Here is a 26,295-nt window from a genome sequence, read left to right as displayed (position 1 = left end):
TGTTAATTCATTTTGTGACTTCTTCTATGACATGCCCTATAGACCCGCTGGGCATCTGAATATGAAGCATGGCTGCAATGGTCGGAGCAATATCGGTCATATAAACTTCGCGGTTCGATTTCCCGGGATGGACATTCCAACCATACCAAAGCAATGGGATATGGGCATCATAGGGATTCCAGACGCCATGCGTAGTTCCTCCCTTTAAAAAGCTGTCTATCCACTGGGGCTTAAATAGTATTTGAATGTCGCCGCTTCGCTGGGGAAAATAGCCATTGGTAAGTGCTTCTTTTTGTGTGCTGTTCAGGGTTATCTTATTGAGGGTGTTTAACAGGAAAACCCTTTCAACACCTGGAGTCGACATTAAACTATTCATTACCCAGGTCTCGATCGAATCTTTATTCAGCTTCGCATCTTTTATAACTTTCCGGTCGAGGAAAACCTGGTAGTTTATAATTCCCAGTACTATATCAGCAGTATTTGTTTTCGCTTTCAGAATTGCATTAATTGTATCAGTAACTTTTTCATTATCGAAATTTCCAGTTGGAATTTTATGCTCCTTCATAAATCCAGGCGAATTGGCAACGCCATGGTCGGCGGTTAAAAAAAGCAGGTACTGGCCTTTACCGATTTTATCATCCAGGAAATGAAAAAAATCCCCCAGGTCCTTATCAAGCCTTAGAAATCCATCTTCAGCCTCAATAGAATTGGGACCATAAGCATGCCCGATATAATCGGGAGAAGATAAGCTTACTGTAAGCATATCAGTTGCTTCACCTCCACCCAGTTTTTCGCCCGTGACTGCCGCCATTGCCATTTCTAAAGTAAAGCTGTTTCCATGTGGTGTGGCTGAAATGATACTGAAGTTTTTTCCGGTATACTGTTTAAGAGGATGATTAAAACCTTTTGGATCAGGTGCGCTTTGCTCGTAGGTATTTAAAGGGAAAAGTGTGGTCCAGTCTTGTGCATAATATTTATCTACCAGTTTCTTTGCATTAAATTCCTTTTCCCATTGGGGCAATTCCGCCATGTAATAGGAAGAGCTGATCCAGTCGCCGGTTGTGTTGTCATACCAGAAAGCAGCATTGGCGCTATGCCCTGCCGGCAAGATCGCGCCCCTGTCTTTTAAGGCTATGCCGACAACCTTGCTGTGAAAATTGGTAGCCAGTCTCAATTCATCACCAATAGTTGTGACAAGCAAATTGCGCGGACTCATTTTGCCAAGGGCACTGCTGCTGCCAATGGATTTTTCACTGGTATCGCCGGTGCAATACGCATAATCATTTTTGTCATAGTCAAACCAATCATTTCCGGTAATGCCATTTATAGCTGGCACTGAGCCTGTATAGATGCTGGTATGGCCGCATGCAGTAGTAGTAGGGACATATGGAACAAGTGTGTTTTCACAGGAGAATCCATTGTTGAGCAACCGCTTAAATCCGCCTTCTGCAGAATACCGGTTATAATAGCGGTACAGGTAATCCCATCGCATCTGGTCTACTACAATACCCACCACCAATTTGGGGCGGGGAATGGCGGATCCTTTTGATGCTGCACCTGGCTGTGCATGAGTGGCAGATGTGCAGATAAAAGACAAGAGCAGGAATAGTATTTTATACATATGAAATTTTTGACAAGCTGGGAACAAAATAGTTTATTTCGCAGGGCTCGGAGAAGAAACAGGAGGCAGAAATTCTGGTACCTGGTTTTTTACCGGTGGAATGGATTTGAGGTAGGCGAATATTGCTTTCAGTTCATTATCGGACATGTTCCTGAGCATTTGCCAGGGCATTGGCGGCAATAATGGCCTTGAGTTCGAAATGCCTTTGAATTTTCCTTCACGGATTGCCATAAAGAAATTTTCTTCCTTCCAGTTACCCAGGCCACTTGGATCGGGGGTTAGGTTAGCGGCAAAGGAAACACCCCACGGGCCTGCCCAGGTAGTTAAATCATTGGTAACGATAAGCCCTTTGGCTTCGGTTTCCTTCCTGTTTACATCAGGTGGCGGTAATTTTTCGGGGTGGCCCGAAAGCGTCAGGCTGCTATCCAGTTCAAGGCCGTGTTCCGTCATTTTTTTAGGTGTATGGCAGTCATTGCAGCCTCCTATGGTAACGAGGTGTTGACCCCATTTTTCGGGACTGTCATAACCGCCAAAATCTGTTGAAGAAATGCTTGCTGCCGTGGGCTGCATTTCATGTGTGCGTTCCGTGCATCGTGAAGCGAAGAAAAAGGCAGAGCTGCAAATCAAACCGATAACCAATGAATGAGTTTTCATCTTGATTTGTTTAGATACCTAATTTACTGATATTTAATATGAAGGGAAAATATTATTTGAATGTTCGCTAAAATAACAAGGTACAATGATAGGCAAACATGATCACTGGTTTTTTCTCTTTCACTAAAATGCGCGTTGCTTTCCCGATTGTAGCAACCGACTGGCCATCATTATTATCATAATCGGCATGATAATAAACGATCCAGGCGAGAATGACCATCACCGTTATGCGGGGATATTTTTTTCTGTGTGAATATATTTGGAATGCCGCATCCGGTTCCTGTTGGCATCAACTTCCGCAGATTTTTTGACAAGCAAGGCAGAATCTGTTTCGCGATTTTTGTAAAACCGGGATGGGATAAGCCTGGTATATAGTTATGGTCTGGTCAAATGGGTTTTACCGGATTTGCATAGCTGCGGATTCTGCTTTAGCCGAACGGTATTTGGCCAGGTTAATCAGTAAAACACTGGTAAGTATAACAGCTAAACCCAATATCTGTAACCCACTCATGTGTTCACCTGCAAACATGGTGCCCAATAAAACAGCCACAACCGGGTTTACATAGGCGTTCGTGCTTACCTGGGTAGCAGGCCTGACCTGTAACAACCATATATATGCGCTGTATCCGGCTAACGATCCCATGAAGACAAGGTAAAGTATTGATAGCCACGCACCAGAGGATACATTGGAGGTATGGAAATTGCCCCATTCCCTGCTGATTGCGCTTAACGGAAGGAATGCGAGTCCGGCCACCAGCATTTGCCAGGCAGAGCTAACAGTCGCCGATCCTTTTGAATGATATTTTGCATACAAAGATCCCCTTGCCCAGCTGATTGAACCGACCATCAGTACCATTAAACTGATAATCTGCAATGAATGACCTGATCCCTTCATCACTGAAGCTACCTGTTCAGAAAAAAGCAGGTAAACGCCAATAAAGCCGATGAACAATCCAATTAGGGTTGACTTGCTTTGAAAATTTTCTGTCCATTTCGGCCGGTCTAAAATTACAAACCATATGGGGGTTACGGATGACAGGATAGCTACCAATGAACTGGGTAATGTTTTCTCTGCCCAGATCACAGCGCCATTACCCACCAATAAAAGGATCAGTCCGCTTATAGCAGCTGCTTTCACCTGTCCTTGGTCCCAGATCCTCTCCCCTTTATACATACACCAGCCCATCAAAATAGATCCCGATAAAATAAAACGCATGGCGCCCATGATAAACGGAGGGATTTCTTTTACGCCCCGCTGGATGAAAAAATAAGTAGACCCCCAGACTATATAAACAATGGCAAAAGCCAGGATAACCATTGCTGGAGAAGCACCTTTCTTTAATTGCACAGACATTGTTTACATTTTTGGTATAACCAACTGTTGTTCTTCTTTAACGGTTTCCAATACAATTGTGGTTCGGGTTGAGGATATGTTGGGGATTTTTTTGAAAGATTTACGCATCAGCTCCATAAGGGATGCAGCATCTTCTGTACGCACTTTTACCAGGAAACAATCTTCCCCGGCAATATGGTGCACTTCCTGCACTTCAGGAATCTTTGATAAAGCCTGGGTGGTTTTACCGGTTTCGCCAAATCCATCCTTTGTACGGATAAAAATGAAGGCAAGTAGTTTTTGCCGGACAGCCGCGGGATTTAAACGGGTCGTATATCCCATGATCGCATTTTTCTGCTCCAGTTTTCTTACCCTTTCAAGGATAGCGGAGGGTGCCATTTCCAATTCACGGGCCAGGTCTGCATTCGATATTCTCGCATTGCACTGCATCATTTCCAGAATCCTGAAGTCTATGTCGTCCAGATTGAAATTCATTCTTTCAATTTAAATGCAAATTAATAAAAAAAGGAACTTAATTCGATATTGATAAAATATTAAAGAATATAATTCTAATTATTAAATCAATATTGGAATAATATTCAGTAAATATTTTATTTATAAAATAATGCGGGAAGTTGCCGGCTTTGTATTTTTTGTAATAACTTAATATAAATGAATTCCAATGGTTGACCCAAAAACTGACAATCAATTATTTCAGGAATTGAAAGAAAGGATCAACATGTATTTTGAAGAATCCGGGAAGAGTAAATTTTGTGATTGGATTATGTGGTTGAAGATGATTCTTTTTGGCATTATAACAGTTGTGGGCTATATTTTCCTTTTACAGTTTGGGGGCATGTCTTTAATGTCGGCTTTTACAGGATTTATCCTCTTTATCATTGGTGCTGCGCTGTTTGTTGTTTCCGTTGCCCATGATGCCTCACACCATGCTTTATTTAAAGGGAAACAGGTAAATAAATGGATGAGTTTTTCCTGGAACATAATTGGTGTCAGTAAATATTTGTGGGAAATAAAGCACCATCATTCCCATCACATCTATACAAATATACCCGACCAGGATGTTGATATTGCAAAGAGTCCACTATTGCGTTTCAGCCCAACTTATCCCTATAGGCACTACTATAAATACCAACATTTTTATGCAGCTTTTTTATATGGGGTCTTTGGTATTTATATTGTTTTTATAAGGGATTTTATCATGTACTTTTCGAAGCAATTGAAGAATCATGGGGTGAGGCAATTACCTCGGAATTTCCTGGCGCGCATGATTTTTACAAAATCGGTTTTTTTAATAGTAAGTTTCCTTATTCCCCTTTTAGTGCTTCCCTTTGCCTGGTGGCATGTACTGATTCTGTACCTTATTGCTATGGGGATTTCCGGATCTTTGCTATTGCTTGTGCTTGTGGTTCCACATATTAATACGGAAGCGGCATCAACGATGGGAAGCCATGACATTAATAACCGGAATGACTGGGTGTTACACCAGATCCATAGCACGGTAGACAGCTCTCCAGGGAACCGGTTGCTGAACTTTTTCTGCGGTGGATTAAATACACACCTTGTTCATCATCTGTTCCCGAATATCTGCCATACACACTATTTTAACCTAACCAAAATCATTAAAAAAGTCTTGCAGGATTACAATATACCCTATCTGGAAAAAACTTTTGCAGACACAATAGCCGATCATTTCCATTACCTGAAAATGATGGGAATAAAACCATCGGTTATGCCCGCCTGAAGTATTCTGGTTGCCTGGTTTTTCAACAGCTGACCGACTTTTAAAATATTGATAGGAATAGTTAACTTGTACATTCTATCATTCTCAGTATGACAAAAAGAAAATTATTGCTTGTCACCATTTCCCTGTTACTTGCTGCTGTTTTATCTGCACAGGAAAAATCCAGTACAGCACAGGAAATGTATCGTCCGCAATTTCATTTTTCACCACGGGAACATTGGATGAATGACCCTAATGGACTCATATTCTATAAGGGGGTTTATCATATTTTCTTCCAGTACTATCCCGAGGCAACAGTATGGGGACCCATGCATTGGGGCCATGCAACCAGTACCGACCTTTTCCATTGGAAAGAATTACCCATTGCATTATACCCCGATACCCTCGGCTATATTTTTTCAGGCAGCGCAGTAGTTGATGCTAAAAACACTTCAGGTTTTGGTAAGGATGGGAAAACGCCACTGGTGGCTATTTTCACTTACCATAACCCTGTCCTGGAAAAGGCGAAAAGAAAAGATTTTCAATACCAGGGCCTAGCCTTTAGTCTTGATGATGGGATGACGTGGACAAAATATGCGGGTAACCCTGTTCTGCCAAATCCAGGGATTACTGATTTCAGGGACCCCAAGGTTTCCTGGTATGCACCACAACAAAAATGGATAATGACCCTAGCAACTAAAGACCGTATTTCATTCTTTGGATCAAAAAACCTGAAGCAATGGGAAAAGTTAAGTGAATTCGGCCTTCAATTGGGTGCCCATAGCGGGGTTTGGGAATGTCCGGATTTAATGGAAATGGATTATCAGGGCAGGAAAACCTGGGTGCTGCTGGTTAGTATTAATCCCGGCGGACCCAATGGCGGATCTGCCACACAATATTTCCTCGGCAATTTTGACGGTATTCAGTTTACACCAACGGATACGGCTACACGCTGGATTGATTTTGGCACAGATAATTATGCCGGGGTTAGTTTTTTCAATTCAGGTAACAGGAAAATATTCCTGGGCTGGATGAGCAACTGGCAGTATGCGACCCAAGTGCCTACCCTTCAATGGCGCAGTGCGATGACCATTCCAAGGACCCTGTCGCTAAAGTCTGCAGCTGGTAAACTATACCTGGCTTCAAGCCCTGTAACAGAAATGAAAGTGATCAAAGGGAAATCAATTACTGAAGCCAATATTACCTCACCGGTAAACTATCTTGTAGCGGCCCATCAAAAAAATGAAAACGGGTTATTCCAACTTGACCTTGACCTAACTGCAGCCAATAATTTCAGCATTTTACTTGACAATGAAACGGGAGAAAAACTGGTGATTGGCTTTGACCATACATCCAACAAATATTATATTGACCGATCGAAATCGGGGGTAACTTCATTTGAAGCCGGTTTTGCTAAAAAGCATTTTGCACCCAGGCTTTCCACTGGGAATTCAATATCCATAAGCCTGGTTTTTGACCAGGCTTCGGTGGAGTTGTTTGCAGACGATGGACTAACTGTAATGACTGATGTCGTTTTTCCTAAAAACCGCTATACTGCCTTACGTATTTCCACCGAAAAAGGAACTATTGTCCGGCAACTACAATACACTATTTTAAAGAGTAGCATTCAGTGACAGTTTGCTTTTTGGTTAATATTAAGTATGTCTTTTTCATCCGGTTTTTGAAAGGATAGGCCGATATTTGCCAGGTTGCCAATCGCGCTTGATTGTCTTTTAAACTTAGTTGCTGATGCCTCGTAAAAAAAAGAGCTGTTTTCTTACTCTCCTGTTTATTGCTTGTGCCCCATCTATGGTATTCTCCCAGCCATTAAATGACTGGGAGAATCCTCAAATGGTATCATTTAATACCATGGCACCACATGCTCATTTTATTCCCTTCCCGAATGAACAGCAGGCTATGGTGGGTAACAATTCTTCAAATCTTTTTTCACTCGATGGTTTATGGAAGTTTAACTGGGTAAGTAAAGTGGCAGACCGACCAGTAACGTTTTACCGTAAAGATTTCAATGCAGTTTCATGGAATGAAATAAAAGTCCCTGCAAACTGGCAAACTGAAGGATATGATTCTTATATTTTTACTGATGTGGAATATCCCATAAAGCCCGACCCCCCCTTCGTGCCGAAAGATTTTAATCCGGTTGGCTCTTATATCCGTGATTTCAACCTTCCCGCCGGATGGCAGGGCCAGACTGTTTTCCTGCATTTCGGGGCAGTAAACTCATTTTTCTATTGCTGGGTTAATGGGCAATACCTTGGCTTCAGTAAAGACAGTAAAACTCCAGCGGAATTTGATATTTCAAAATTGCTGAAAAAAGGTAAGAACAGGGTGGCTATCCAGGTATTCCGTTTTAGTGATGGCACTTATCTTGAAGGACAGGATATGTGGAAACTTAGCGGCATTGAAAGATCAGTTTTTTTAGTAAAGCGACCATCGCATTTTATACGCGATTTCTATGTTAAAGCTTTACTTGATGAAACTTATGAAAATGGTTTATTGTCGCTGGATATTGCTATGGCAGGGCTGCAGAAGTCCTCAGGGGAAAAGATATCGCTGAAGCTGATTGATGAATCAGCGGGTAATAAATCTGTATTTGAAAAGGATATTCCGGTTGGTCAAAATGACTCTGTCCAAATTAAGGAGCGCTTGCCCGCCATTAAAAAATGGACTGCTGAAACCCCTATCCTGTATACGCTTGTCCTGCTACAAAAGAGTAAGGGGGGCAACATCCTGGAAGTGATTCGCCACAAAATCGGGTTCAGGACAGTTGAAATTAAACACGGCCTTTTCCTGGTAAATGGTAAGGCTATAAAGTTTAAAGGCGTAAATCGCCACGAACACGATATGGTTACCGGAAAAGTGATCACGGTAGAAAGTATGATAAGGGATATCAGGGTGATGAAGCAATTCAATATTAATGCGGTTCGAAATAGTCATTATCCCAACCGTTACGAGTGGTATGAACTCTGCGATAAATATGGATTATATGTAATTGATGAGGCGAATATTGAATGCGATGGCATGGTTTTTCATCCCCTGCAAACTTTGTCCGATCATCCTGACTGGAAGGCAGCATATCTCGATCGCACCAAACGTATGGTGGAATGGGATAAAAATTACTCCAGCATCGTAACCTGGTCATTGGCAAATGAAAGCCGTTTTGGAAGAAACCTTGCAGCTGATTATGAATGGATAAAAAAGCGTGATAATAACCGCCCCGTGCAATATGAGGAAGCAAGGGATAACCCCTATACAGATATTATATGCCCAATGTACAAGCCACTCAATGTAATGCTTGAGTATGTTCGGGACTGGCAGCAGCGCCCGTTCATACAGTGCGAGTATGCGCATATGATGGGGAATAGCGGAGGTAACCTGAAAGATGACTGGGACCTGATTTACAGGTACCCGCAACTGCAGGGGGGATTTGTGTGGGATTTTTCTGACCAAACCTTTTTGAAGAAAGATGGACAGGGCAGGGAATTCTGGGCCTATGGTGGTGATATGGGATCAGTTGGCGCTACCAGTGATACCAGTTTCTGTGCTGACGGATTATTCCAGTCTGACCGTAAACCACACCCGCAGGCTTATGAGTTAAAGAAAGTTTACCAAAATATTAGTTTTGAAGCAATGCCGTTCGGATCCGCAAAAATCAGGGTCAGGAATCGTTTTGATTTTATTTCATTAAGGGAATTTGGTATCCGGTGGCATTTGCGCGCCAATGGAAAAGAACTTGCAACCGGTGAACTGCCAGTACTCGATCTTGCCCCAGGTGCCGATACTATCCTTAACCTGAACCTTCCTGTAACAATGATAACCGAAGGTGCCGAACAATTCCTGGTGATGGAAGCATATGTAAAAGCAGCCACAGAATTACTGCCCTCCGGGCATATTATTGCAAGTGAACAATTTGAGCTTCCTCGTTCTGCAAATAAAGTTCAGACAGCTATAAGCAGGGGAAGTGCGCTGCAGGCAAAAGAAACTGGTCAATACCTGGTTATCTCAAATGAGCTGTGCAGTTTTCAATGGAATAAACAAAATGGATGGTTGAGCAGCATAAGTTTTGGCGGAAAAGAAATACTTGCAGGCCCTTTGCAGCCCGATTTCTGGCGGCCGGCTACTGACAATGATATTGGCAACAGTCAGCAAATCCGGTGCTCCGTTTGGCAAAACACTATTGATTCGGCTACACTTCAAAGTTTGATAGTAGAACAACAGGCTGATACTTATACCATTACTACCATACATGCATTGGCTGCGGTTGAAGCAATTTATAAGGTAACCTATTCATTGAGTCGGGGAGGGGAGCTTTTAGTATCAGCAACTTTTCTGGCAGCTGGAAAAAATCATCCGGAATTACCCCGGTATGGTATGAAACTTCTGGTGAAAAAGGAATACGACCAGGTGGAATGGTTAGGCAGGGGACCATTTGATAATTATTGGGACAGGAAGTCGGCTGCGTTTATTGACCGCTATAAAATGCCTGCAAATGCTTTGTTCCATCCTTACCCAAGGGCCCAGGAAAGCGGCTACAGAACTGATACGCGATGGATGAGCCTGACCGCTGCCGATGGAACAGGTGTCCGCTTCCGCAGTGACTCCCTGTTTTGTTTTGGCGTCTTGCCTTTTGACCGGCACAAAATTGATTTTAACCGTAGTAAGAATATTCATGGCGCAACAATTGATCATGATGTGTTTTACTGGATCAATATTGATTACAGGCAAATGGGACTGGGTGGTGACAATAGCTGGGGACTAAAAACGCATTCCGAATATTTGCTGCCTTATACTAATTATACTTATTCATTTTCTATATCACCAGAATACAACTGAAATGTATATCACCGAACAAGCAGTGTCAGAGATCCTTTTAACGTCTTATGGCATGAAGGGTACACTGAAGAGCCTGAATGGCTATGACGAACAGAACATCCTGCTAACGGATGTTTCAGGAAAAAAATTTATTTGTAAAGTGGCAACCCCGCAGCATGACCTTTATTTCCTGGAAGCACAGGTGGCCATGATGCAACATTTGCAGCATACTCCTGTTAAGGAATTTTTTCAGCAACCCATTTTGAACAAGGAAGGGAAGGCCCTTACCACTATTCAACAGAATGGGGAATTGTTTTTTTTCAGGGTCCTTAATTTCCTGGATGGTGAATTTCTTGTTGATGTGCCTATTCACTCCGATGCGCTTCTTTATAGTATTGGTAAGGTAATAGGACAAATGGACCTGGGCCTGCAGGGATTCCGGCATCCAGCCATGCATCGCCACTATGAATGGGATATCAGCAATGCTATGGATGCATTGCAGCACCTGGATTATATTCGATCACACGAAAAAAGGAGGATCGCAAAATATTTCCTTTTGCAGTTTGAAATGGAAGTGATGCCCCTTCGCCACCAATTGCGTAAAGCCTATATCCATAATGACGCTAACGACTACAATGTCCTGGTGCAGGATGACCGTATGACCGGACTGATTGATTTTGGTGATATGGTATATTCTGAACTGATAAATAACCTGGCGGTAGCGGTTACCTATGCAATGTTGGCAAAGGAAGACCCTTTAGCTGCAGCGGTACACGTGGTAAAAGGATATCACCAGCATAACCCCGTTCTTCCAGAAGAAACCGACCTGTTGTACTATCTCGTAGCCGGACGGCTTTGTATCAGCGTGGGCAAATCGGCTTTTAATGCTTCGAATGATAGTGAAAATGAACACCACTTTATTACCGAAGTGCCAGCCTGGAATCTCTTATACCAACTCATTGAAATCAATCCCGTTAGGGCGAAGCGGGTTTTCCGCGAGGCCTGTGGCTTCGAATTGCAGCCCCTTGATGCGACATACAGCCATTTGCTCGAAGAAAGAAAAAAGTATGTAGGCCGGAACCTTAGCATTAGTTATGCTAAAAAATTAAAGATCGTTAAGGGGGCCCTGCAGTATTTGTACGATGACCTGGGCAATACCTATATTGATTGTGTCAATAATGTAAGCCATATCGGGCATTGCCACCCTGTGCTGGTGAAAGCCATGCAGAAACAAGTTGCTACCCTGAACACCAATACACGATACTTGAATGATCACCTGGTTGACTATGCAAAAAAACTTACCGCCACACTGCCTTCAAAGTTATCAGTTTGTTATTTCACCAATTCCGGCAGTGAAGCCAATGACCTGGCCATAAGAATGAGCCGCCATTTTACAAAGCAGCAAGATGTAATTGTACTGGATCATGCATACCATGGTACATCAACAACGGCTATAGAAATGAGTCCATATAAATTTGATGGCAAAGGAGGCTTCCCGCAAAAACCATACATCCATAAAGCCATGAATCCGGATACCTATCGGGGTATTTATCGGTCTGGTGATAAAAAAGCCGGTGAGAAATATGCCAATGATGTCGAACGGATAATCAGTATGCTGGCTGAATCCGGAAAAAAACCGGCTGCTTTCATATGCGAAACATTGCTAGGAGTAGGAGGACAAATTCCTCTTCCGGAAGGGTATTTAAGGCGTGTATATGATCATGTTAATAAGGCCGGCGGTATTAATATAGCCGATGAAGTGCAGGTAGGTTTCGGGAGGGTCGGGGATAAGTTCTGGGGTTTTGAATTGCAGGATGTCATACCCGATATGGTAGTATTGGGAAAGCCTATCGGTAACGGGCACCCGCTGGCTGCTGTTGTTGTGACTAATGAAATCGCTGATGCGTTTAATAATGGAATGGAATATTTTAATACTTATGGCGGGAACCCCGTATCGATGGTAACCGGTAAAACAGTATTGGAAATAATTCAAAAGGAAGAACTCCAGCACCATGCACTGGAGACAGGTAATTTCCTGATGGAAGGACTGCGGAAACTTATGGAAAAACATCCTATTATCGGTGATGTAAGAGGACATGGATTATTTATTGGGGCAGAACTTGTGCGCGACCGGAATACACTTGAACCTGCAGTGCCGGAGATCGATATGATCGTTGAGGCCATGCGTGACCGGGGATTCCTGATCAGTACAGACGGCCCATTATATAATGTGCTGAAAATAAAACCTCCTCTAGTTTTCAATAAAAAGAATGCTGCGGATATGGTTGAACAATTGGACCAGGTATTAAATACAATTTAACAGGAACAGAATTATCTATCTTGTTTTTTGTTTGTTTGCTACCTTTTTGGCTTTTTGTAATCCGGAGCCGCCGATTGCAATTATCCCTTAACCAGTATCGCTCCTCAGAAACTCATGAACATTTTAATTGCCCGCTAACCTGGTTATTTCAATTAATAAAGGATCAGAAAGTGTAGCTGAATTTTTAAAGGAAGTGATTGCAGCTCCAACAGGTATTCCGGTAAAGGTCGTAACCTTCCCTGCAAAAGGAAGCATACAATTTCAAATTAATAGGGTCGGGGACCAGGTAATTGGTATGGAAGGATACCGGCTGGATGTTTCCGCCAGCGGGGTTATAATCAGGGCAATCGATCCGGCAGGTTTATTTTATCACATGCAAACCTTAATGCAGTTATTACCTAAGGAAATTGAGCGTAGGAAAGCAGGGCCAGCCCAAAAATGGACTATCCCGTATGTTAATATAACCGATTATCCGCGGTTTGGATGGGGGGAATTGATGCTTGATGTGGCCAGGCATTTTTTACCTTTGACGAGGTGAAGTCTTTTATAAATGATTTGGTGCGCTGTAAATTCAACTTTTTACACCTGCATCTTTCAGATGATGAAGGCTGGAGAATTGAGATTAAGGGCTTACCAAGGCTTACCGAAGTTGGGCCACGGAATGTTAATAAAGTTGGCGGCGATTTTGGTGAATTTTCGGCTCCTGGTCCCGATGAACCACGAACTAACGTAGGCTATTATACGTAGTTACAGATGAAATATCTGGACCGAAAAAACCTGTAATACACGCCATTTGCAATATATGAAATGGCCAACAGCCTTTATGGTGTCTTAAGTAGTTTGGTCACACAATGCTAAAAAGTACTGGAACGATTTTATTGTTAGGGTAAAGCAACATTTTCTGATATACGACCAGGTACAAAAAAAGTATCGCACCAGCATGTATGAGCCAATTGTAAAAGTGGCTAAAAATGCAAAAGGCAAACTTGTTGTTGACTCGCCTACTGAAGTGGAGGGTTTAGAAATGTATTACAGCTTTGATAGTTTTTTTTCGGATTAGTTTTATCCAAAATACCAATCCCCTTTAACCATTCCAAAAGTCCTTAGTCTCCTGCAAATTGTTGCTTGTAAAAATGGAATAATGGTGGGTAAGATGATGATAATTCCTGAAATGTCCCTGCGTCAATTAGCAGAATTAAAAAATTAAGAAGTATTATTGATGGATCATTATTAAACAAATTTGTTCCATGGCAGCCGCAATAACTACTCCATTCCCAAAAACAACTGCACCACGATTGTATTCCCTTGACGCCTTAAGGGGCTTCGATATGTTCTGGATTATGGGAGCCGAAGAAATTGTCCATAGCACCGCAAAAATTTCCGGATCGCCTTTCTGGACGGGCTTTGCGGAGCAATTGACCCATCCTGCCTGGAATGGTTTTCATTTCTATGATGCTATTTTCCCACTGTTCCTTTTTATTGCCGGCGTGGCCACTCCATATTCTGTAGGTCGCGAATTGGAGAAAGGAAAAGCGAAAACTGAAATTGCTTTCCGTGTCTTGAAAAGAGCTTTGTTGCTCATTTTGTTTGGACTGATTGTAAATAACGGGTTAGAAATAAAACCCATATCTGAAATCAGGTTCGGGAGTGTGTTAGGAAGGATTGGTACAGCTTATTTGTTCGCTAACTTAATTTACCTCAACGCCGGGAAAAAATGGCAGGTAGTATGGTTCTGGGCATTTTTGGTCTTTTATTGGTTGATGCTGAAATTTAATTCAGCACCTGGATTTCCTGCAGGCGACCTGACGATGGAAGGGAATTTTGCATCCTATGTAGATCGTTTACTGATGCCTGGCAGACTTTACCTCGATATTCATGACCCTGAAGGATTGTTCTCTACAATACCCGCCATCAGCACCGGATTGCTTGGCATCATAACGGGAACTTACATTAAGAACGATCCTTCAAAAGGAACAACCAAAGTGATGAAAATGGCCGGGGTTGGTATAATTTTCCTTTTAATGGCTTACTTATGGAATTTCTCTTTCCCGATCAATAAGAATCTCTGGACCAGTTCTTTCGTTTTGCATGTGGGTGGCATTAGCCTTTTATTGCTGGCTGTATTTTATTATATCATTGATGTTTTGGGGTACCAGAAATGGGCATTTTTCTTCCGGGTTATTGGAATGAATTCAATCCTGATCTACATGTCGGGTCACTTTATCAATTGGGAATACACTGCCAAAGCGTTCTTCCAATGGTTAATGCAGCTCGCCGGGGAACCATACTCACTGGTTGTGCTGGCCATTGCAGCAGTTGCTGTAAAATGGGTATTCCTTTATATTCTTTACCTGAAAAAAGTATTCCTGAAAGTGTAGTTTCCAAAAGCCAGGCTCGAAATAGTTCGCCATAATTGGCAAATATTGGTAGAATATTGACAGTGCATTTTTTTTTGAATCAATTTATATTCGGGAAGGAAAATTCCTGTGTTAATTCATTCAAAAAAACTACATATGGGAAATAAATCTGGCCGCCGGTCCTTCATTAAGAATTTAGGGATGGGAGGTGTTGGTACGGTCATTCTTCCTGCCACTAATTTTGTCGCTAATGAAAAAGTTGAGAAGGACCAGCATGATAATGCTATTGAAGTAGCCGGGCAAAGGTCATTTAATTCCACGTATACTGGTGCGTATCTCAACCGCGTTGCATTTCCCATTGGGGGAATGGGTGCTGGCATGTTTTGCATGGAAGGAACCGGGGCAATTTCACATATGTCCATCAGGAACAAACCAGAAATTTTTAATGAACCATCTGTTTTTGCAGCCATTTCCATAAAGGGTATAAAAGATGGAGCCAAGCTGCTGGAAGGGCCTGTTCCTGACTGGAAAAAATTTGGGATTATAGATGCTGGAAATGGTTCAACTGGTGCTACTACTGGCTTGCCGCGTTTCAGGAATGCATCGTTCCTTCCCAGGTTTCCTTTTGGCCAGCTCGATCTGCATGATGCCGACATTCCTTTTAAGGTGCAGGTAACAGGTTGGAGCCCTTTTATTCCTGGTGAAGAAGATAATTCGAGTTTGCCTGTAGGTGCCATGGAGTATAGTTTCCATAATACAGGGGCTGCCACCCGTGAAGCAGTCTTTTCATTTAATGCAAAAAATTTCCTGAAGATTGATAATGGAAACAATAATATTAGTCCTCTTAAAAATGGTTTTATCCTCACCGAGAAAGGAGAAAAGGAAAAACCATTCCGCACTGATTTTGCCGTGTTTACGAGTGAGATGGAATCGGTTGTGGATCACTGTTGGTTCAGGGGTGGTTGGTGGGATCCACTGACCATGGCCTGGAATGCCGTAAAAAACTCAGACGTCATAAGCAATGACCCGGTGGAGAATAACGCACCCGGTGCTTCTTTGTATGTGCCGTTTAGATTAATGCCCGGCGGGAAGAAAGTAATAAGGGTAATGTTCGCCTGGTATACACCAGAGTCAGACCTCACCTTTGGTGATATGGGCACGCGAAAAGAAAATTGTAATCCTGAATCTGGTTGTTGTAATTCTCCTTCAGACATTGGGTTGGATAAATATGATAAGGATTTTAATGCACCTTTCTACAAGCCCTGGTATAGCAGTCAATTCAAATCTGTTGAAGAAGTATGCGATTTCTGGGGAAACCATTATGATGATTTGAAACGTAAATCAACACTTTTCAAGGAAGCCTTTTTCTCCGGAAATTTACCGCCGGAAGTAATGGAAGCAGTTGCGGCCAACCTGACTATTTTGAAATCCCCGACTGTTTTGCGGCAATACGATGGCCGGTTGTGGAGTTTTGAAGGATGCAGTGATAATGGGGGCTGTTGCCATGGATCATGCACGCATGTTTGGAATTACGCACAGGCAATTCCGCATTTGTTTCCGGCCCTGGAAAGAAGTTTGAGGAATACAGAATTCTGTGAGAGCCAGGACGAGAAGGGGCACCAGAATTTCAGGTCAGCGCTTCCAATCAAACCTGCTACCCATGAATTCCACGCTGCTGCAGACGGGCAGCTTGGTGGGATTATGAAAGTATATCGCGAATGGCGGATCAGTGGCGACAGTAATTGGCTGAAGAAAATATTTCCCATGGTGCAAAAAAGTATGGATTACTGTATCAGTACCTGGGACCCCAAACATAAAGGCATTATTGAAGAACCACACCACAATACCTATGACATCGAATTCTGGGGGCCCGATGGCATGCATTGCAGTTTTTACATTGGTGCATTAGAAGCCATCATCGCCATGGGAAACTTTCTTGGCCGGGATATTTCCTGGTACAGGGAACTGTCGGAAAAAGGAAAATTATTTATGGAAACCGAACTCTATAACGGAGAGTATTTTTTCCAGAAAATCCAGTTCACCGGCCTGAATGCTCAAAATCCGGCCACTGCAACTTCCTTCGGCGGGGAATATTCCAAGGAAGCACAGAAATTGCTTGAAAAAGAAGGACCTAAGTACCAGTATGGAAAAGGCTGCCTTTCCGATGGTATTCTGGGTGCATGGATAGCCCGTATGTGTGGCTTGCCAGATCCGGTAAATAGCACAAAGATTAAAAGCCACTTAAAATCGGTGCACAAATATAACCTCAGGGAAAATTTGAGTGAACATGCAAATCCGCAACGGCCTTCTTTTGCTTTAGGGGATGAAGGTGGTTTACTGCTTTGCACATGGCCGAAAGGGGGAAAACTTTCCCTGCCTTTTGTATATAGTGATGAAGTATGGACAGGAATCGAACACCAGGTTGCCTCCCACCTGATGCTGATGGGTTATGTAAAAGAAGGCCTTGATATTTTGCGGGCAAGCCGCAAACGCTATGATGGTAAAATCAGGAATCCATTCAATGAGTATGAATGTGGCCACTGGTATGCAAGGGCTTTATCGAGCTATGGTTACCTGCAGGCCTTGACAGGTGTTCAGTATGATGCAGTTGAAAAAACATTGTACATAGATTCAAAGGTTGGCGATTTTACTTCCTTTTTGGCGACCGAGCAGGGTTTTGGAAACGTTTCTCTTAAGATGGGAAAACCATTTGTTAAAGTGGCTTATGGGAAAATTGATATCCAAACCATTAGTATATCGGGTAAAAAGAAACCATATATCCAGGTATAACAAGGTAAGTCATGCAAATAGACAACAATACAATAGTATCGCTGCGTTACAAAATGCGGAATGATGCAGGAGAAATTATGGAAGATAATACCAACGCTGCTCCATTCGAGTATGTTCATGGTAGCGGAAATTTATTCCCGGCATTGGAAAATGCCATGATTGGATTGTCTGCCGGCGAAACCAAATTCTTTTCGATCAGTGATAAATTATTAAGGGGCGTTTTTCATTTTGAGGTAATAGTAGATAATGTAAGACCTGCATCGGGCGAAGAAATTGAAAAGGGTATACCATCAAAGCCTTTGATAGCAGGTGACTGCGGGCCAGATTGCAATTGTTAATAGGAATTATTTCCGCTTATCCTGGAGAAATGTTTTGCTGTACTGAAGTGGTGTCATTCCCAGCATGTTTTTGAAATGCCGGTTGAAGTTAGACAGGTTATTAAAGCCGCAATCATAACATATACGGGCCACACTCATTTTATCATCTATCAACAGCTTGCATGCATAGCCAATACGCACTTCAAGTAAAAATTGCCAATAGGTTTTGGTGGTCCTGGTTTTGAAATACCGGCAAAAAGAATTGTGGCTGATATTCACTGCTGCTGCAATTTCCCTGATACTGATTTCCTTCTGGAAATTGTTGAAGGTATAGTTGTAAATTTCATTTATACGGTCTGTGTTGGAATGGTCATAGGTTTTAGAAAAGCCTGCACTGGATAATGCTTTAATATCTTTTGAAGTTGAGATTATTTGCAGCATATCCAGTAAAAGGATTACCCGCCGGGCATTTTTAGACATTAAAATTTCTTCCATCAGCGGGACCAGTATTTTTTTTGTTTTCCCGGTAATCTCAATACCTTTCTTGGCATCCAGTAATAGTTTTTTAACTGTTGCAAATTCGGGCATATCAAATAATTCTTTACCCCAGCAGTCTTCCTTGAAATGAATGGCAATTGCTTCAACATGAAGGTCGGCGCCTTCTTCAAAATATTTTGCATCACTCCTCCAGTAATGCGGCAGGCTTGATCCTAAAAGCACAAGGTCGTTGTCTTCAAATTTTTCCACACTGTCTCCAACCAGCCTTATTCCTGTTCCTTTCCTGATAAGTGTAAGTTCAATCTCAGGATGGTAATGCCAGCGATTATACAGGTAAGGAAAGATGTCTTCCCTTATGCTAAAAGAATAATGATGACCCGTGTCAACTTTCCTGAGAATTGGTTTCATGATGGTCTCAATTCATACTATTATGGCAATAATAAATATTGCTGCAATTATACTAAACTAATTAAATTCCCTTTTATTTCTCTGTTTTTTGTTTAAAATTAGCAGGGGACATTATTTTAAATATGCCAATATTATACCAATTTAAGCAAACAATTTGCCTATTTTGAAACGGCTATTCCTATTCCTTTGTGTTGCATGAAACAAACAACACTTAAAATTAATCCCGGCGATAATGTCGCCGTGGCACTTTCCGCCTTATTAAAAGGGGATATAGTTACCGGAATTTCTGGTGAAATCACTTTGCGCGATGCAATCCCTGCCAAACATAAGTTTGCCTCTGATGACATTCCGGAAGGTTCGGAAGTGATAATGTATGGTGTTATTGTGGGCAAAGCCCTAACTGCAATTCCCTGCGGGAGCCTGGTCACTACAAAAAATATTGTGCATGCAACACAGGGGTTTAGCCTGAAAGAGCGGCAGACCAATTGGACTAAGCCCGATGTTTCGAAATGGCAGCAAAGGTCCTTTATGGGCTATTATCGTGCAGACGGTTCTGTTGGCACCGCCAACCATTGGCTGATTTTGCCCATGGTTTTTTGTGAAAACAAAAATGTGGATGCCTTGCAGGAAGCACTGGTAAAAGCGCTGGGTTATAAAGAAAATAAGTCAAAGTACGAATCTATTGCCGAATCCCTGGCTGATCAATACAAAGCAGGAAAAACCGCGGATGAAATATTGAACAGTACGATCACCCTGGATGAAATAAGGAGCACACAGCAAAAACTCTTCCCGAATGTGGATGGTATTAAGATACTTAACCATACTCTGGGGTGTGCAGGTACCAAAGATGATACTACAGCCTTATGTGGGTTGCTGGCTGGCTATATTACCCATCCAAATGTTGCAGGCGCTACTGTCTTAAGTCTTGGTTGCCAGAATGCACAATTGGCAATTCTTGAGGAAGAAATTCATAAACGGGATCCCCATTTCTCTAAGCCTTTGTTTTTATTGGAGCAACAGGCCATTGGCAACGAAACAGAAATGCTGGTGCAGGCTACCAAACAAACTTTTGCCGGGCTGATAACTGCGAATCAATGCAAACGGGAACCGGCACCTCTTAGCAAACTGGTAGTGGGTTTGGAATGTGGCGGATCAGATGGATTTTCAGGTATTTCAGCTAATCCGGCTTTAGGCCATGTTTCTGATATTTTAGTAGCTCTTGGCGGAACTGTAGTTTTGTCGGAGTTTCCGGAATTATGCGGAGTTGAACAAAACTTAAGCGACCGTTGTATTGATGATAAAACAGCTGAGCGGTTTATACAACTGATACGCGATTATTTTGCAAGGGCAAAAGCAGTTGGCTCAGGTTTTGATTCCAATCCTTCTGCCGGTAATATTCGCGACGGATTAATTACTGATGCCATGAAAAGCGCCGGAGCAGCGAAAAAGGGCGGATCATCACCAGTTACTGCTGTCCTGGATTATCCCGAAAAAATAACAAAACCCGGACTGAATTTATTATGCACACCAGGTAGCGACATTGAATCTACTACAGCAGAAGTGGGATCTGGCGCAACAATTGTTGTGTTTACAACCGGATTGGGAACACCAACCGGAAATCCCATTGCACCTGTAGTAAAAGTCAGCACTAATACAGCACTTTTTCAAAAAATGAATGATATTATCGATATTGATACCGGAACAATTATAGATGGTAAGGAAACAGTTGAAGAAGCCGGTGAACGGATTTTTGAAACAATCATCAAAATGGCAAGTGGTGAAATGCCGGTAAAAGCAAGTGCAGCAGGTCATGATGATTTTATTCCCTGGAAAAGAGGTATTTCTCTATAGTGAAATTTTACAATTATGCGCGTATTTACCTGGGTTGGATTAGTTTTTTTATCCATTGCAGCGGCTTGCAATAATCCTGTAAAGAAAATGGAAGACAAGAAACCGGATGTAATTCATAACAATGCCACCTATGGCGATGACCTGAAATTCATAAAGGCACATGTACCAGGTGCCATCGAACTGATGAGTGCCGATGGTTCTTCGAAGGTGTTGCTGGCGGCGGGTTACCAGGGAAGAGTTATGACAAGCACAGCCGCCGGTGATTCTGGTGCCAGCTTCGGTTGGTTGAATTACAATTTAATAGCCGCGCCCGAAAAGAAGAAACAATTCAATCCCTATGGTGGTGAAGAACGTTTCTGGCTTGGGCCGGAAGGCGGGCAATATTCCATTTATTTCAAGGGAAAGGATTCCTTTAATATTGCCAACTGGCAGGTTCCGCCGGTAATTGATACAGAAGCTTATATCATTGAAAAGGCTACTGATACATCAGCGACTTTTTCCAAGAAAACACAACTCACTAACTATAGCGGAACTGTTTTCAACCTCAATATTATACGCTCCATACACCTTTTGGATAAAGCAGATCTCGCCCGCAAATTGCAGACTAATATATCGGAAGATATCAGCATGGTCGGGTATGAAACTGTTAATAGCATAACGAATATCGGGGAGTCTGACTGGACAAAAGAGAAGGGGTTGTTATCAATCTGGTTGCTGGGTATGTTTACTCCTTCCCCGGAAACGGTGGTTATGATTCCATTTAGTCCAATTGAAAATGCTAAATCCTATATCACTGACAACTATTTTGGAACTGTACCGCCTGACAGGTTGCATGTAAAAGACAGTGTACTCTTCTTTACCTGCGATGGCAAATACCGCAGCAAGATTGGCTTATCTCCGGCAATTGCAAAACCATTGGCGGCGGGATTTGATTTTGAAAAAAACGTATTGACATTAGTAATTCCCACCGTGCATAAAAATTCACCTTATGTAAACAGCAAATGGGAATTGCAAAAAGAACCCTACAAAGGTGATGTGATCAATTCATACAATGACGGACCGTTAGCGGATGGAACGCAGATGGGGCCTTTTTTCGAGATCGAATCATCTTCACCCGCTCTTGAATTGAAAAAGGGACAAACCGGCGAGTACCGGCAAATAACCTGTCACTTAACTGGTGACTATAAAAGCATGAAGCAGTTGGTTAGTCAACTTTTGGGCGTTAACCTTGACGATATAAAAAAATAACAATGCATCTCTACAAGACATTAAAAGGCAATGTCCTTCAAAAAGAAGGGCAGTTTTACAAAATTGGCGTAACCTGGGATAAACTCATTAACCGGGAGGATTTGTTTGCTTACCTGCAAGAAAGTTTGAAAGAAGAATGGAAATTGGATGCTACAACTGCAAATCAGTGGTTAACAGATTTCCTGCTTCCACCAATAGGTTCGCAGGAAGTATGGGCAGCCGGGGTAACTTATTTAAGGAGCCGCGATGCCAGGATGGAAGAGTCAGAAGATTCGGGTGCGGCTGATTGTTACCAGCGGGTATATGAAGCAGAGAGGCCTGAATTGTTTTTTAAATCCCTTCCCCATCGGGTTGCAGGACCTGGTGGAATAGTGCATATCCGCAAGGATTCCACCTGGGATGTGCCTGAACCTGAGCTCACTTTATTCATTAGTACCGGTGGGAATATCCAGGCTTATACCATCGGTAATGACATGAGTTCAAGAAGTATTGAAGGGGAGAATCCTTTATACCTGCCCCAGGCAAAAATGTATGAAAGAAGTGCCGCACTTGGTCCATGCTTATGGATTTTGGACAAACCAATTTCGCCCGATACTAAAATCCAGATGGAAATCATTCGCGACGGAGTAAAACTTTTTGATGATGCCACATCCCTTAACCGGATGAAACGAAGCCTGACCGAGTTAGCCGGATGGCTGTTTAAGGAGATGGATTTTGACTCAGGCGCTTTTCTTATGACTGGCACCTGTGTTGTGCCGCCTAACGATTTCACTCTAAAGGAAGGCGATATTGTAAACATTTACATTGAAGGAATTGGTACCTTAACGAATACAATTGGAATAAAAATTTCAAAAAAATAAAACTTGCCAATCATGCAGAAAATTCTAACGCTTGCATTCGCTTTTTGTATTCTTGGACAATTGCAGGCCCAGCAAAAGTTTAATGGTATCGATGCCAACCTGGGTAACCTGTATCGTATGTCTGACGCAAAAACAAGGTCAATCAGTCCGGAGAATTTTAATGGTGAAAAAGGTAAGGGTGGCATGGCTACCAAAGGCACGGGGTCAAATGCATCACGTGAACTGGGAAAAGGTTGGAAAGTGAGTCCGAGTGTAGTGATCAAATCAAAAACAACATATACTGTAGCGGAAATTGATGGATCCGGTTCCATCCAGCATATCTGGATGACACCAACAGGCAACTGGCGGAATTCCATCATTCGTTTTTATTGGGATGATGAGGCAACTCCTTCTGTGGAGGCACCGGTAGGAGATTTTTTTTGTATGGGTTGGGGACAGTATTCTCATTTGAATTCTTTACCTGTTACAGTTAATCCGGGAAGCGCATTCAATTGTTACTGGCCCATGCCTTTTCGTAAAAAGTGCAGGATTACCATGGAGAATATTGATAATGATGATATGGTCCTTTATTACCAGGTGGATTATATTTTAACTGATGTGCCTTCAGATGCGGCCTATTTCCATGCGCAGTTTAACCGTACTAATCCGCTGCCTTATAAAAAGGATTATGTTTTGGTGGATAATATCAAAGGACGCGGACAATATGTAGGCACTTACATAGCATGGGGCGTGCACAACAATGGCTGGTGGGGTGAAGGCGAGATAAAATTTTTCATGGATGGTGATACCGAGTATCCAACAATCTGTGGCACAGGTACAGAAGACTATTTCTGCGGTTCATACGATTTCGATACACGCAGGAAAAATGTTGCAGGTGTGGACGAAACCAATTATACGGAATTCTCAACTGCTTATGCCGGTTTGCACCAGGTGATAAAAGGGGATGGGCATTACGATGTATCGCAGCGGTTTGGCATGTACCGCTGGCATATTACAGATCCCATTCGGTTCGAAAAGGACCTGAAAGTAACAATCCAGGCGTTGGGCTGGCGCAGTGGCGGCCGTTATCTTCCTTTACAGGATGACATTGCTTCTGTTGTGTTTTGGTACCAGACCGAACCGCATACCAGCTTCCCGAAATTCCCTTCAAAAGATGAGTTGGAAGTAAACTGATTTTAAAAGGTCGGTGCAGCTACTTCAGCTAATTTTTCTTTCCTGGCCAGGGCCATGCAAAAAAGGAATCCTGTAAAAGCAAGGGCTGCACCAACATATTCTGGTGAGGCATAACCGAAGCCGGCAATGATGGGTAACCCACCCAGGAATGCACCTAATGCATTCCCAATGTTTGAGCTGGCCTGAAGGGATGCAGAAGCAAGCATTTCTGATTCCTTCGCTGCATTGATCATTAGCATCTGCATCGGAGCGATAACTGCGAATGCGATAGCCCCTGTAACGAAAGTCATTAAAAGTGCTGCAATCTTAAAAGGAGCCAGAAGTGTAACCAGTAGTAACACAAAAACCATCGCCATCAGTAGAAAGCTTGTGGTTTTCAAAGGTGAAAACCTGTCGGCCAGCCTTCCTCCCAGGAAATTTCCTGCCGCCATGCCTGCGCCGGCAATGATCATAATTGCAGTAATTGAATTACCATCAAACCCGGCAACTTCCGTCATTAGCGGGGCGATATAACTGATCCATGCAAACAACCCCCCAGTGCCGATCGCAGAAATACCAATGATTAACCAGAAATCGAGTTTCTGTAATACGGATAAGCTCTTTTTAAATCCATAATTTGGTGCAGCTGGTAAATTGGGTAGCCATTTTTTTATGCTGCCTGCAGCAGCCAAGGAAACAAATGCGATCAAAGCGAATGATATCCGCCAGCTCAGGTTATGTCCGATATAAGTTCCCAGTGGTACTCCAATTATATTGGCCAGGGTGAGTCCGGCGAACATGATTGAAACTGCTCTGGCTTCCCTGCCGGGATCTGCCAATTTACTTGCTACTACAGCACCCATGCCAAAAAAAGCGCCATGGGGCAATCCGGAAAATAACCTTGCTAATAGCAAGGTGGAATAGTTTGGAGCTATTGCGAAAAGGCCATTAAAAAGGGCGAACAAAAGCATTAAGTACATCAGTACTCTTTTGGGTGGATAATGTCCGGCTAAAGCTACCATCAATGGCGCACCAATTACAACGCCAAGGGCATAAATGGAAATCAGGTTACCTGCTGTTGGTATAGATATCGCCAGGGATTTGGCGACATCCGGCAGCACACCCATCATCATGAATTCTGTCATGCCAATACTAAATCCACCAAGGGTGAGCGTTAGTAAGCTGGCTTTTAATGAATTGTTAGCCAGGAAAGTTTTATCGATTAAAGGTTTACTTACTGTAAAATTTCCTGGTTTCGTGACCGGTTTTGTTGAACCCGGCATGGCCACATAAAGTCTTCTTTTTGCTGTATGCGGAAAAAATGTTTGGTTCATAATTGTACATATTATAACAGGATTGCCTGCTTGAAAAGCAGGCAATCGTTATGTTTTACTTTTAAATTAATGGGGCAAGCTGCGCGACACCGGGAATCATTTTCACTTAGCAGAAATGCTGCGCTTATGTAAAATAGTAATACCTGAAGTATACTTACTATGTTGAATCACTCAGTGTATAAAATGAATTAACCCTGCAAAGATACATAAAAATTCTTCAGGGAACCTTGTTGTCAGGTATTGCCTTGATAATTAACAATTTGTAAATACATTAAAAGAATTTACCTGAGTTAATCAATAAGGTCGGGCCTGCGATCTTTTGTTCTCTGGAGGGCTTGCTCATATCGCCAGTCCTCCACTTTTTTTAAGTCGCCGCTTAAGAGGATTTCCGGAACTTTCCAGCCCCTGAAATCAGCAGGTCGTGTATATACTGGGGGGGCCAGTAAATCATCCTGGAATGAATCTGTCAGGGCCGATGTTTCGTCATTCAATACACCGGGTATCAGGCGTCCGATGGCGTCTGTCACAACAGCTGCAGCCAATTCTCCACCACTCAGCACATAATCTCCAATGGATATTTCCAATGTTATATAATGGTCTCTTATCCGTTGGTCTATTCCTTTATAATGCCCACATATAATTAATAGATTCTCTGAAAGGGAAAGCCTGTTGGCCGTTCTTTGATCGAAACGCTGGCCATCAGGTGTCATGTAAATGATTTCATTATAAGACCGTTCTGCTGATAGTTGATCGATTGCCCTGGCCAATGGCTCACACATCATAACCATGCCAGCGCCACCACCGTACTGGTAATCATCCACCTGCCCATATTCATTCACTGCCCATTGCCGTAATTGGTGTACATGCACATTCAGCAGGCCTTTACTTTGGGCCCTTTTCATGATGGAATGGCCCAGCGGGCTCTCCAGTAGTTCGGGAATGATGGAAATGATATCTATGCGCATGCAGCAAAGATAGGAA

General features: G+C 42.6%; 21 protein-coding genes. 13 read left to right on the top strand and 8 right to left on the bottom strand.

What is annotated here, in order from left to right; translation table 11 throughout:
- Nucleotides 1–7 precede the first annotated feature (7 nt).
- From pafA to LAQ65_RS20600, 5 genes are all read right to left on the bottom strand, one after another.
- Nucleotides 8–1,621 (bottom strand): alkaline phosphatase PafA, encoded by a 1,614-nt coding sequence (gene pafA / locus LAQ65_RS20620; protein WP_224118911.1) that lies wholly within the window; start codon nucleotides 1,619–1,621, stop codon nucleotides 8–10.
- Nucleotides 1,622–1,654: 33 nt separating this feature from the next.
- Nucleotides 1,655–2,275, bottom strand: coding sequence for a c-type cytochrome (locus tag LAQ65_RS20615; RefSeq protein WP_224118910.1), 621 nt, complete (start codon nucleotides 2,273–2,275; stop codon nucleotides 1,655–1,657).
- 67 nt (nucleotides 2,276–2,342) lie between these two features.
- Complete coding sequence (locus tag LAQ65_RS20610; RefSeq protein ID WP_224118909.1) at nucleotides 2,343–2,498, bottom strand: hypothetical protein; 156 nt, start codon at nucleotides 2,496–2,498, stop codon at nucleotides 2,343–2,345.
- Nucleotides 2,499–2,672: 174 nt separating this feature from the next.
- Nucleotides 2,673–3,629, bottom strand: a complete 957-nt coding sequence (locus tag LAQ65_RS20605) for an EamA family transporter (protein ID WP_224118908.1) — start codon at nucleotides 3,627–3,629, stop codon at nucleotides 2,673–2,675.
- Nucleotides 3,630–3,632: 3 nt separating this feature from the next.
- Nucleotides 3,633–4,103, bottom strand: a complete 471-nt coding sequence (locus tag LAQ65_RS20600) for an Lrp/AsnC family transcriptional regulator (protein ID WP_224118907.1) — start codon at nucleotides 4,101–4,103, stop codon at nucleotides 3,633–3,635.
- A gap of 187 nt (nucleotides 4,104–4,290) precedes the next feature.
- Between LAQ65_RS20600 and LAQ65_RS20595 the strand changes: the two genes are divergently transcribed.
- The 9 genes from LAQ65_RS20595 (at nucleotide 4,291) to LAQ65_RS20555 (ending at nucleotide 17,984) form a co-directional block, all read left to right on the top strand.
- Entirely contained in the window at nucleotides 4,291–5,370 is a 1,080-nt protein-coding gene (locus tag LAQ65_RS20595; protein WP_224118906.1) for a fatty acid desaturase family protein, read from the top strand.
- 89 nt (nucleotides 5,371–5,459) lie between these two features.
- On the top strand, nucleotides 5,460–6,983 hold the full coding sequence (locus LAQ65_RS20590; protein ID WP_224118905.1) for a glycoside hydrolase family 32 protein: 1,524 nt from the start codon (nucleotides 5,460–5,462) through the stop codon (nucleotides 6,981–6,983).
- A gap of 115 nt (nucleotides 6,984–7,098) precedes the next feature.
- A complete protein-coding gene (locus LAQ65_RS20585; RefSeq protein WP_224118904.1) occupies nucleotides 7,099–10,200 on the top strand; it encodes a glycoside hydrolase family 2 TIM barrel-domain containing protein in 3,102 nt (1,033 codons plus the stop codon).
- A 1-nt stretch (nucleotide 10,201) separates the two neighbouring features.
- Complete coding sequence (locus LAQ65_RS20580) at nucleotides 10,202–12,499, top strand: aminotransferase class III-fold pyridoxal phosphate-dependent enzyme (protein ID WP_224118903.1); 2,298 nt, start codon at nucleotides 10,202–10,204, stop codon at nucleotides 12,497–12,499.
- A 127-nt stretch (nucleotides 12,500–12,626) separates the two neighbouring features.
- Nucleotides 12,627–13,037 carry a glycoside hydrolase family 20 zincin-like fold domain-containing protein gene (locus LAQ65_RS20575; RefSeq protein WP_224118902.1) on the top strand — a complete coding sequence of 137 codons (411 nt, stop codon included), beginning with the start codon at nucleotides 12,627–12,629 and terminating at the stop codon, nucleotides 13,035–13,037.
- Nucleotides 13,034–13,246: a family 20 glycosylhydrolase gene (locus LAQ65_RS20570; RefSeq protein ID WP_224118901.1), complete on the top strand. Its 213-nt coding sequence runs from the start codon at nucleotides 13,034–13,036 to the stop codon at nucleotides 13,244–13,246. The genes LAQ65_RS20575 and LAQ65_RS20570 overlap by 4 nt, the downstream gene beginning before the upstream one ends.
- A gap of 500 nt (nucleotides 13,247–13,746) precedes the next feature.
- Nucleotides 13,747–14,877, top strand: coding sequence for an acyltransferase family protein (locus LAQ65_RS20565; RefSeq protein ID WP_224118900.1), 1,131 nt, complete (start codon nucleotides 13,747–13,749; stop codon nucleotides 14,875–14,877).
- Between the two features lie 135 nt (nucleotides 14,878–15,012).
- Nucleotides 15,013–17,646, top strand: coding sequence for a GH116 family glycosyl hydrolase (locus LAQ65_RS20560; protein WP_224118899.1), 2,634 nt, complete (start codon nucleotides 15,013–15,015; stop codon nucleotides 17,644–17,646).
- An 11-nt stretch (nucleotides 17,647–17,657) separates the two neighbouring features.
- The gene (locus tag LAQ65_RS20555) at nucleotides 17,658–17,984 is read left to right on the top strand and encodes an FKBP-type peptidyl-prolyl cis-trans isomerase (protein ID WP_224118898.1); all 327 of its coding nucleotides are present in this window, start codon (nucleotides 17,658–17,660) and stop codon (nucleotides 17,982–17,984) included.
- 6 nt (nucleotides 17,985–17,990) lie between these two features.
- Here LAQ65_RS20555 and LAQ65_RS20550 read toward each other — a convergent pair whose 3' ends face one another.
- Nucleotides 17,991–18,869: an AraC family transcriptional regulator gene (locus LAQ65_RS20550; RefSeq protein WP_224118897.1), complete on the bottom strand. Its 879-nt coding sequence runs from the start codon at nucleotides 18,867–18,869 to the stop codon at nucleotides 17,991–17,993.
- A 195-nt stretch (nucleotides 18,870–19,064) separates the two neighbouring features.
- Between LAQ65_RS20550 and LAQ65_RS20545 the strand changes: the two genes are divergently transcribed.
- The 4 genes from LAQ65_RS20545 to LAQ65_RS20530 are packed head-to-tail and all read left to right on the top strand — an operon-like array spanning nucleotide 19,065 to nucleotide 24,001.
- Nucleotides 19,065–20,720: a UxaA family hydrolase gene (locus LAQ65_RS20545; RefSeq protein ID WP_224118896.1), complete on the top strand. Its 1,656-nt coding sequence runs from the start codon at nucleotides 19,065–19,067 to the stop codon at nucleotides 20,718–20,720.
- A gap of 15 nt (nucleotides 20,721–20,735) precedes the next feature.
- Complete coding sequence (locus tag LAQ65_RS20540) at nucleotides 20,736–21,968, top strand: DUF6786 family protein (protein WP_224118895.1); 1,233 nt, start codon at nucleotides 20,736–20,738, stop codon at nucleotides 21,966–21,968.
- Nucleotides 21,969–21,970: 2 nt separating this feature from the next.
- On the top strand, nucleotides 21,971–22,828 hold the full coding sequence (locus LAQ65_RS20535; RefSeq protein ID WP_224118894.1) for a fumarylacetoacetate hydrolase family protein: 858 nt from the start codon (nucleotides 21,971–21,973) through the stop codon (nucleotides 22,826–22,828).
- A gap of 12 nt (nucleotides 22,829–22,840) precedes the next feature.
- Nucleotides 22,841–24,001 carry a glycoside hydrolase family 172 protein gene (locus LAQ65_RS20530; RefSeq protein WP_224118893.1) on the top strand — a complete coding sequence of 387 codons (1,161 nt, stop codon included), beginning with the start codon at nucleotides 22,841–22,843 and terminating at the stop codon, nucleotides 23,999–24,001.
- A 2-nt stretch (nucleotides 24,002–24,003) separates the two neighbouring features.
- On the opposite strand, the gene LAQ65_RS20525 is transcribed toward LAQ65_RS20530, so the two are convergent.
- Together LAQ65_RS20525 and trmD are read right to left on the bottom strand one after the other, a co-directional pair.
- Nucleotides 24,004–25,314, bottom strand: a complete 1,311-nt coding sequence (locus LAQ65_RS20525; RefSeq protein WP_224118892.1) for an MFS transporter — start codon at nucleotides 25,312–25,314, stop codon at nucleotides 24,004–24,006.
- A gap of 290 nt (nucleotides 25,315–25,604) precedes the next feature.
- Complete coding sequence (trmD, locus tag LAQ65_RS20520; protein ID WP_224118891.1) at nucleotides 25,605–26,279, bottom strand: tRNA (guanosine(37)-N1)-methyltransferase TrmD; 675 nt, start codon at nucleotides 26,277–26,279, stop codon at nucleotides 25,605–25,607.
- Nucleotides 26,280–26,295 lie beyond the last annotated feature (16 nt).

The organism is Flavihumibacter profundi, from assembly GCF_020076305.1.
In the GTDB taxonomy this organism is placed as follows: domain Bacteria; phylum Bacteroidota; class Bacteroidia; order Chitinophagales; family Chitinophagaceae; genus Flavihumibacter; species Flavihumibacter profundi.
This window is presented reverse-complemented; position numbering and strand designations above follow the sequence as displayed.

What these genes read in the sequence shown, in the direction of transcription:
- LAQ65_RS20595 (WP_224118906.1), top strand. Translation starts at nt 4,291, where the DNA reads ATGGTTGACCCAAAAACTGACAATCAATTATTTCAGGAATTGAAAGAA.
- LAQ65_RS20530 (WP_224118893.1), top strand. Translation starts at nt 22,841, where the DNA reads ATGCAGAAAATTCTAACGCTTGCATTCGCTTTTTGTATTCTTGGACAA.
- LAQ65_RS20565 (WP_224118900.1), top strand. Translation starts at nt 13,747, where the DNA reads ATGGCAGCCGCAATAACTACTCCATTCCCAAAAACAACTGCACCACGA.
- trmD (WP_224118891.1), bottom strand. Translation starts at nt 26,279, where the DNA reads ATGCGCATAGATATCATTTCCATCATTCCCGAACTACTGGAGAGCCCG.
- LAQ65_RS20540 (WP_224118895.1), top strand. Translation starts at nt 20,736, where the DNA reads ATGCGCGTATTTACCTGGGTTGGATTAGTTTTTTTATCCATTGCAGCG.
- LAQ65_RS20525 (WP_224118892.1), bottom strand. Translation starts at nt 25,314, where the DNA reads ATGAACCAAACATTTTTTCCGCATACAGCAAAAAGAAGACTTTATGTG.
- LAQ65_RS20615 (WP_224118910.1), bottom strand. Translation starts at nt 2,275, where the DNA reads ATGAAAACTCATTCATTGGTTATCGGTTTGATTTGCAGCTCTGCCTTT.
- pafA (WP_224118911.1), bottom strand. Translation starts at nt 1,621, where the DNA reads ATGTATAAAATACTATTCCTGCTCTTGTCTTTTATCTGCACATCTGCC.
- LAQ65_RS20560 (WP_224118899.1), top strand. Translation starts at nt 15,013, where the DNA reads ATGGGAAATAAATCTGGCCGCCGGTCCTTCATTAAGAATTTAGGGATG.
- LAQ65_RS20605 (WP_224118908.1), bottom strand. Translation starts at nt 3,629, where the DNA reads ATGTCTGTGCAATTAAAGAAAGGTGCTTCTCCAGCAATGGTTATCCTG.
- LAQ65_RS20535 (WP_224118894.1), top strand. Translation starts at nt 21,971, where the DNA reads ATGCATCTCTACAAGACATTAAAAGGCAATGTCCTTCAAAAAGAAGGG.
- LAQ65_RS20555 (WP_224118898.1), top strand. Translation starts at nt 17,658, where the DNA reads ATGCAAATAGACAACAATACAATAGTATCGCTGCGTTACAAAATGCGG.
- LAQ65_RS20585 (WP_224118904.1), top strand. Translation starts at nt 7,099, where the DNA reads ATGCCTCGTAAAAAAAAGAGCTGTTTTCTTACTCTCCTGTTTATTGCT.
- LAQ65_RS20545 (WP_224118896.1), top strand. Translation starts at nt 19,065, where the DNA reads ATGAAACAAACAACACTTAAAATTAATCCCGGCGATAATGTCGCCGTG.
- LAQ65_RS20600 (WP_224118907.1), bottom strand. Translation starts at nt 4,103, where the DNA reads ATGAATTTCAATCTGGACGACATAGACTTCAGGATTCTGGAAATGATG.
- LAQ65_RS20550 (WP_224118897.1), bottom strand. Translation starts at nt 18,869, where the DNA reads ATGAAACCAATTCTCAGGAAAGTTGACACGGGTCATCATTATTCTTTT.
- LAQ65_RS20580 (WP_224118903.1), top strand. Translation starts at nt 10,202, where the DNA reads ATGTATATCACCGAACAAGCAGTGTCAGAGATCCTTTTAACGTCTTAT.
- LAQ65_RS20590 (WP_224118905.1), top strand. Translation starts at nt 5,460, where the DNA reads ATGACAAAAAGAAAATTATTGCTTGTCACCATTTCCCTGTTACTTGCT.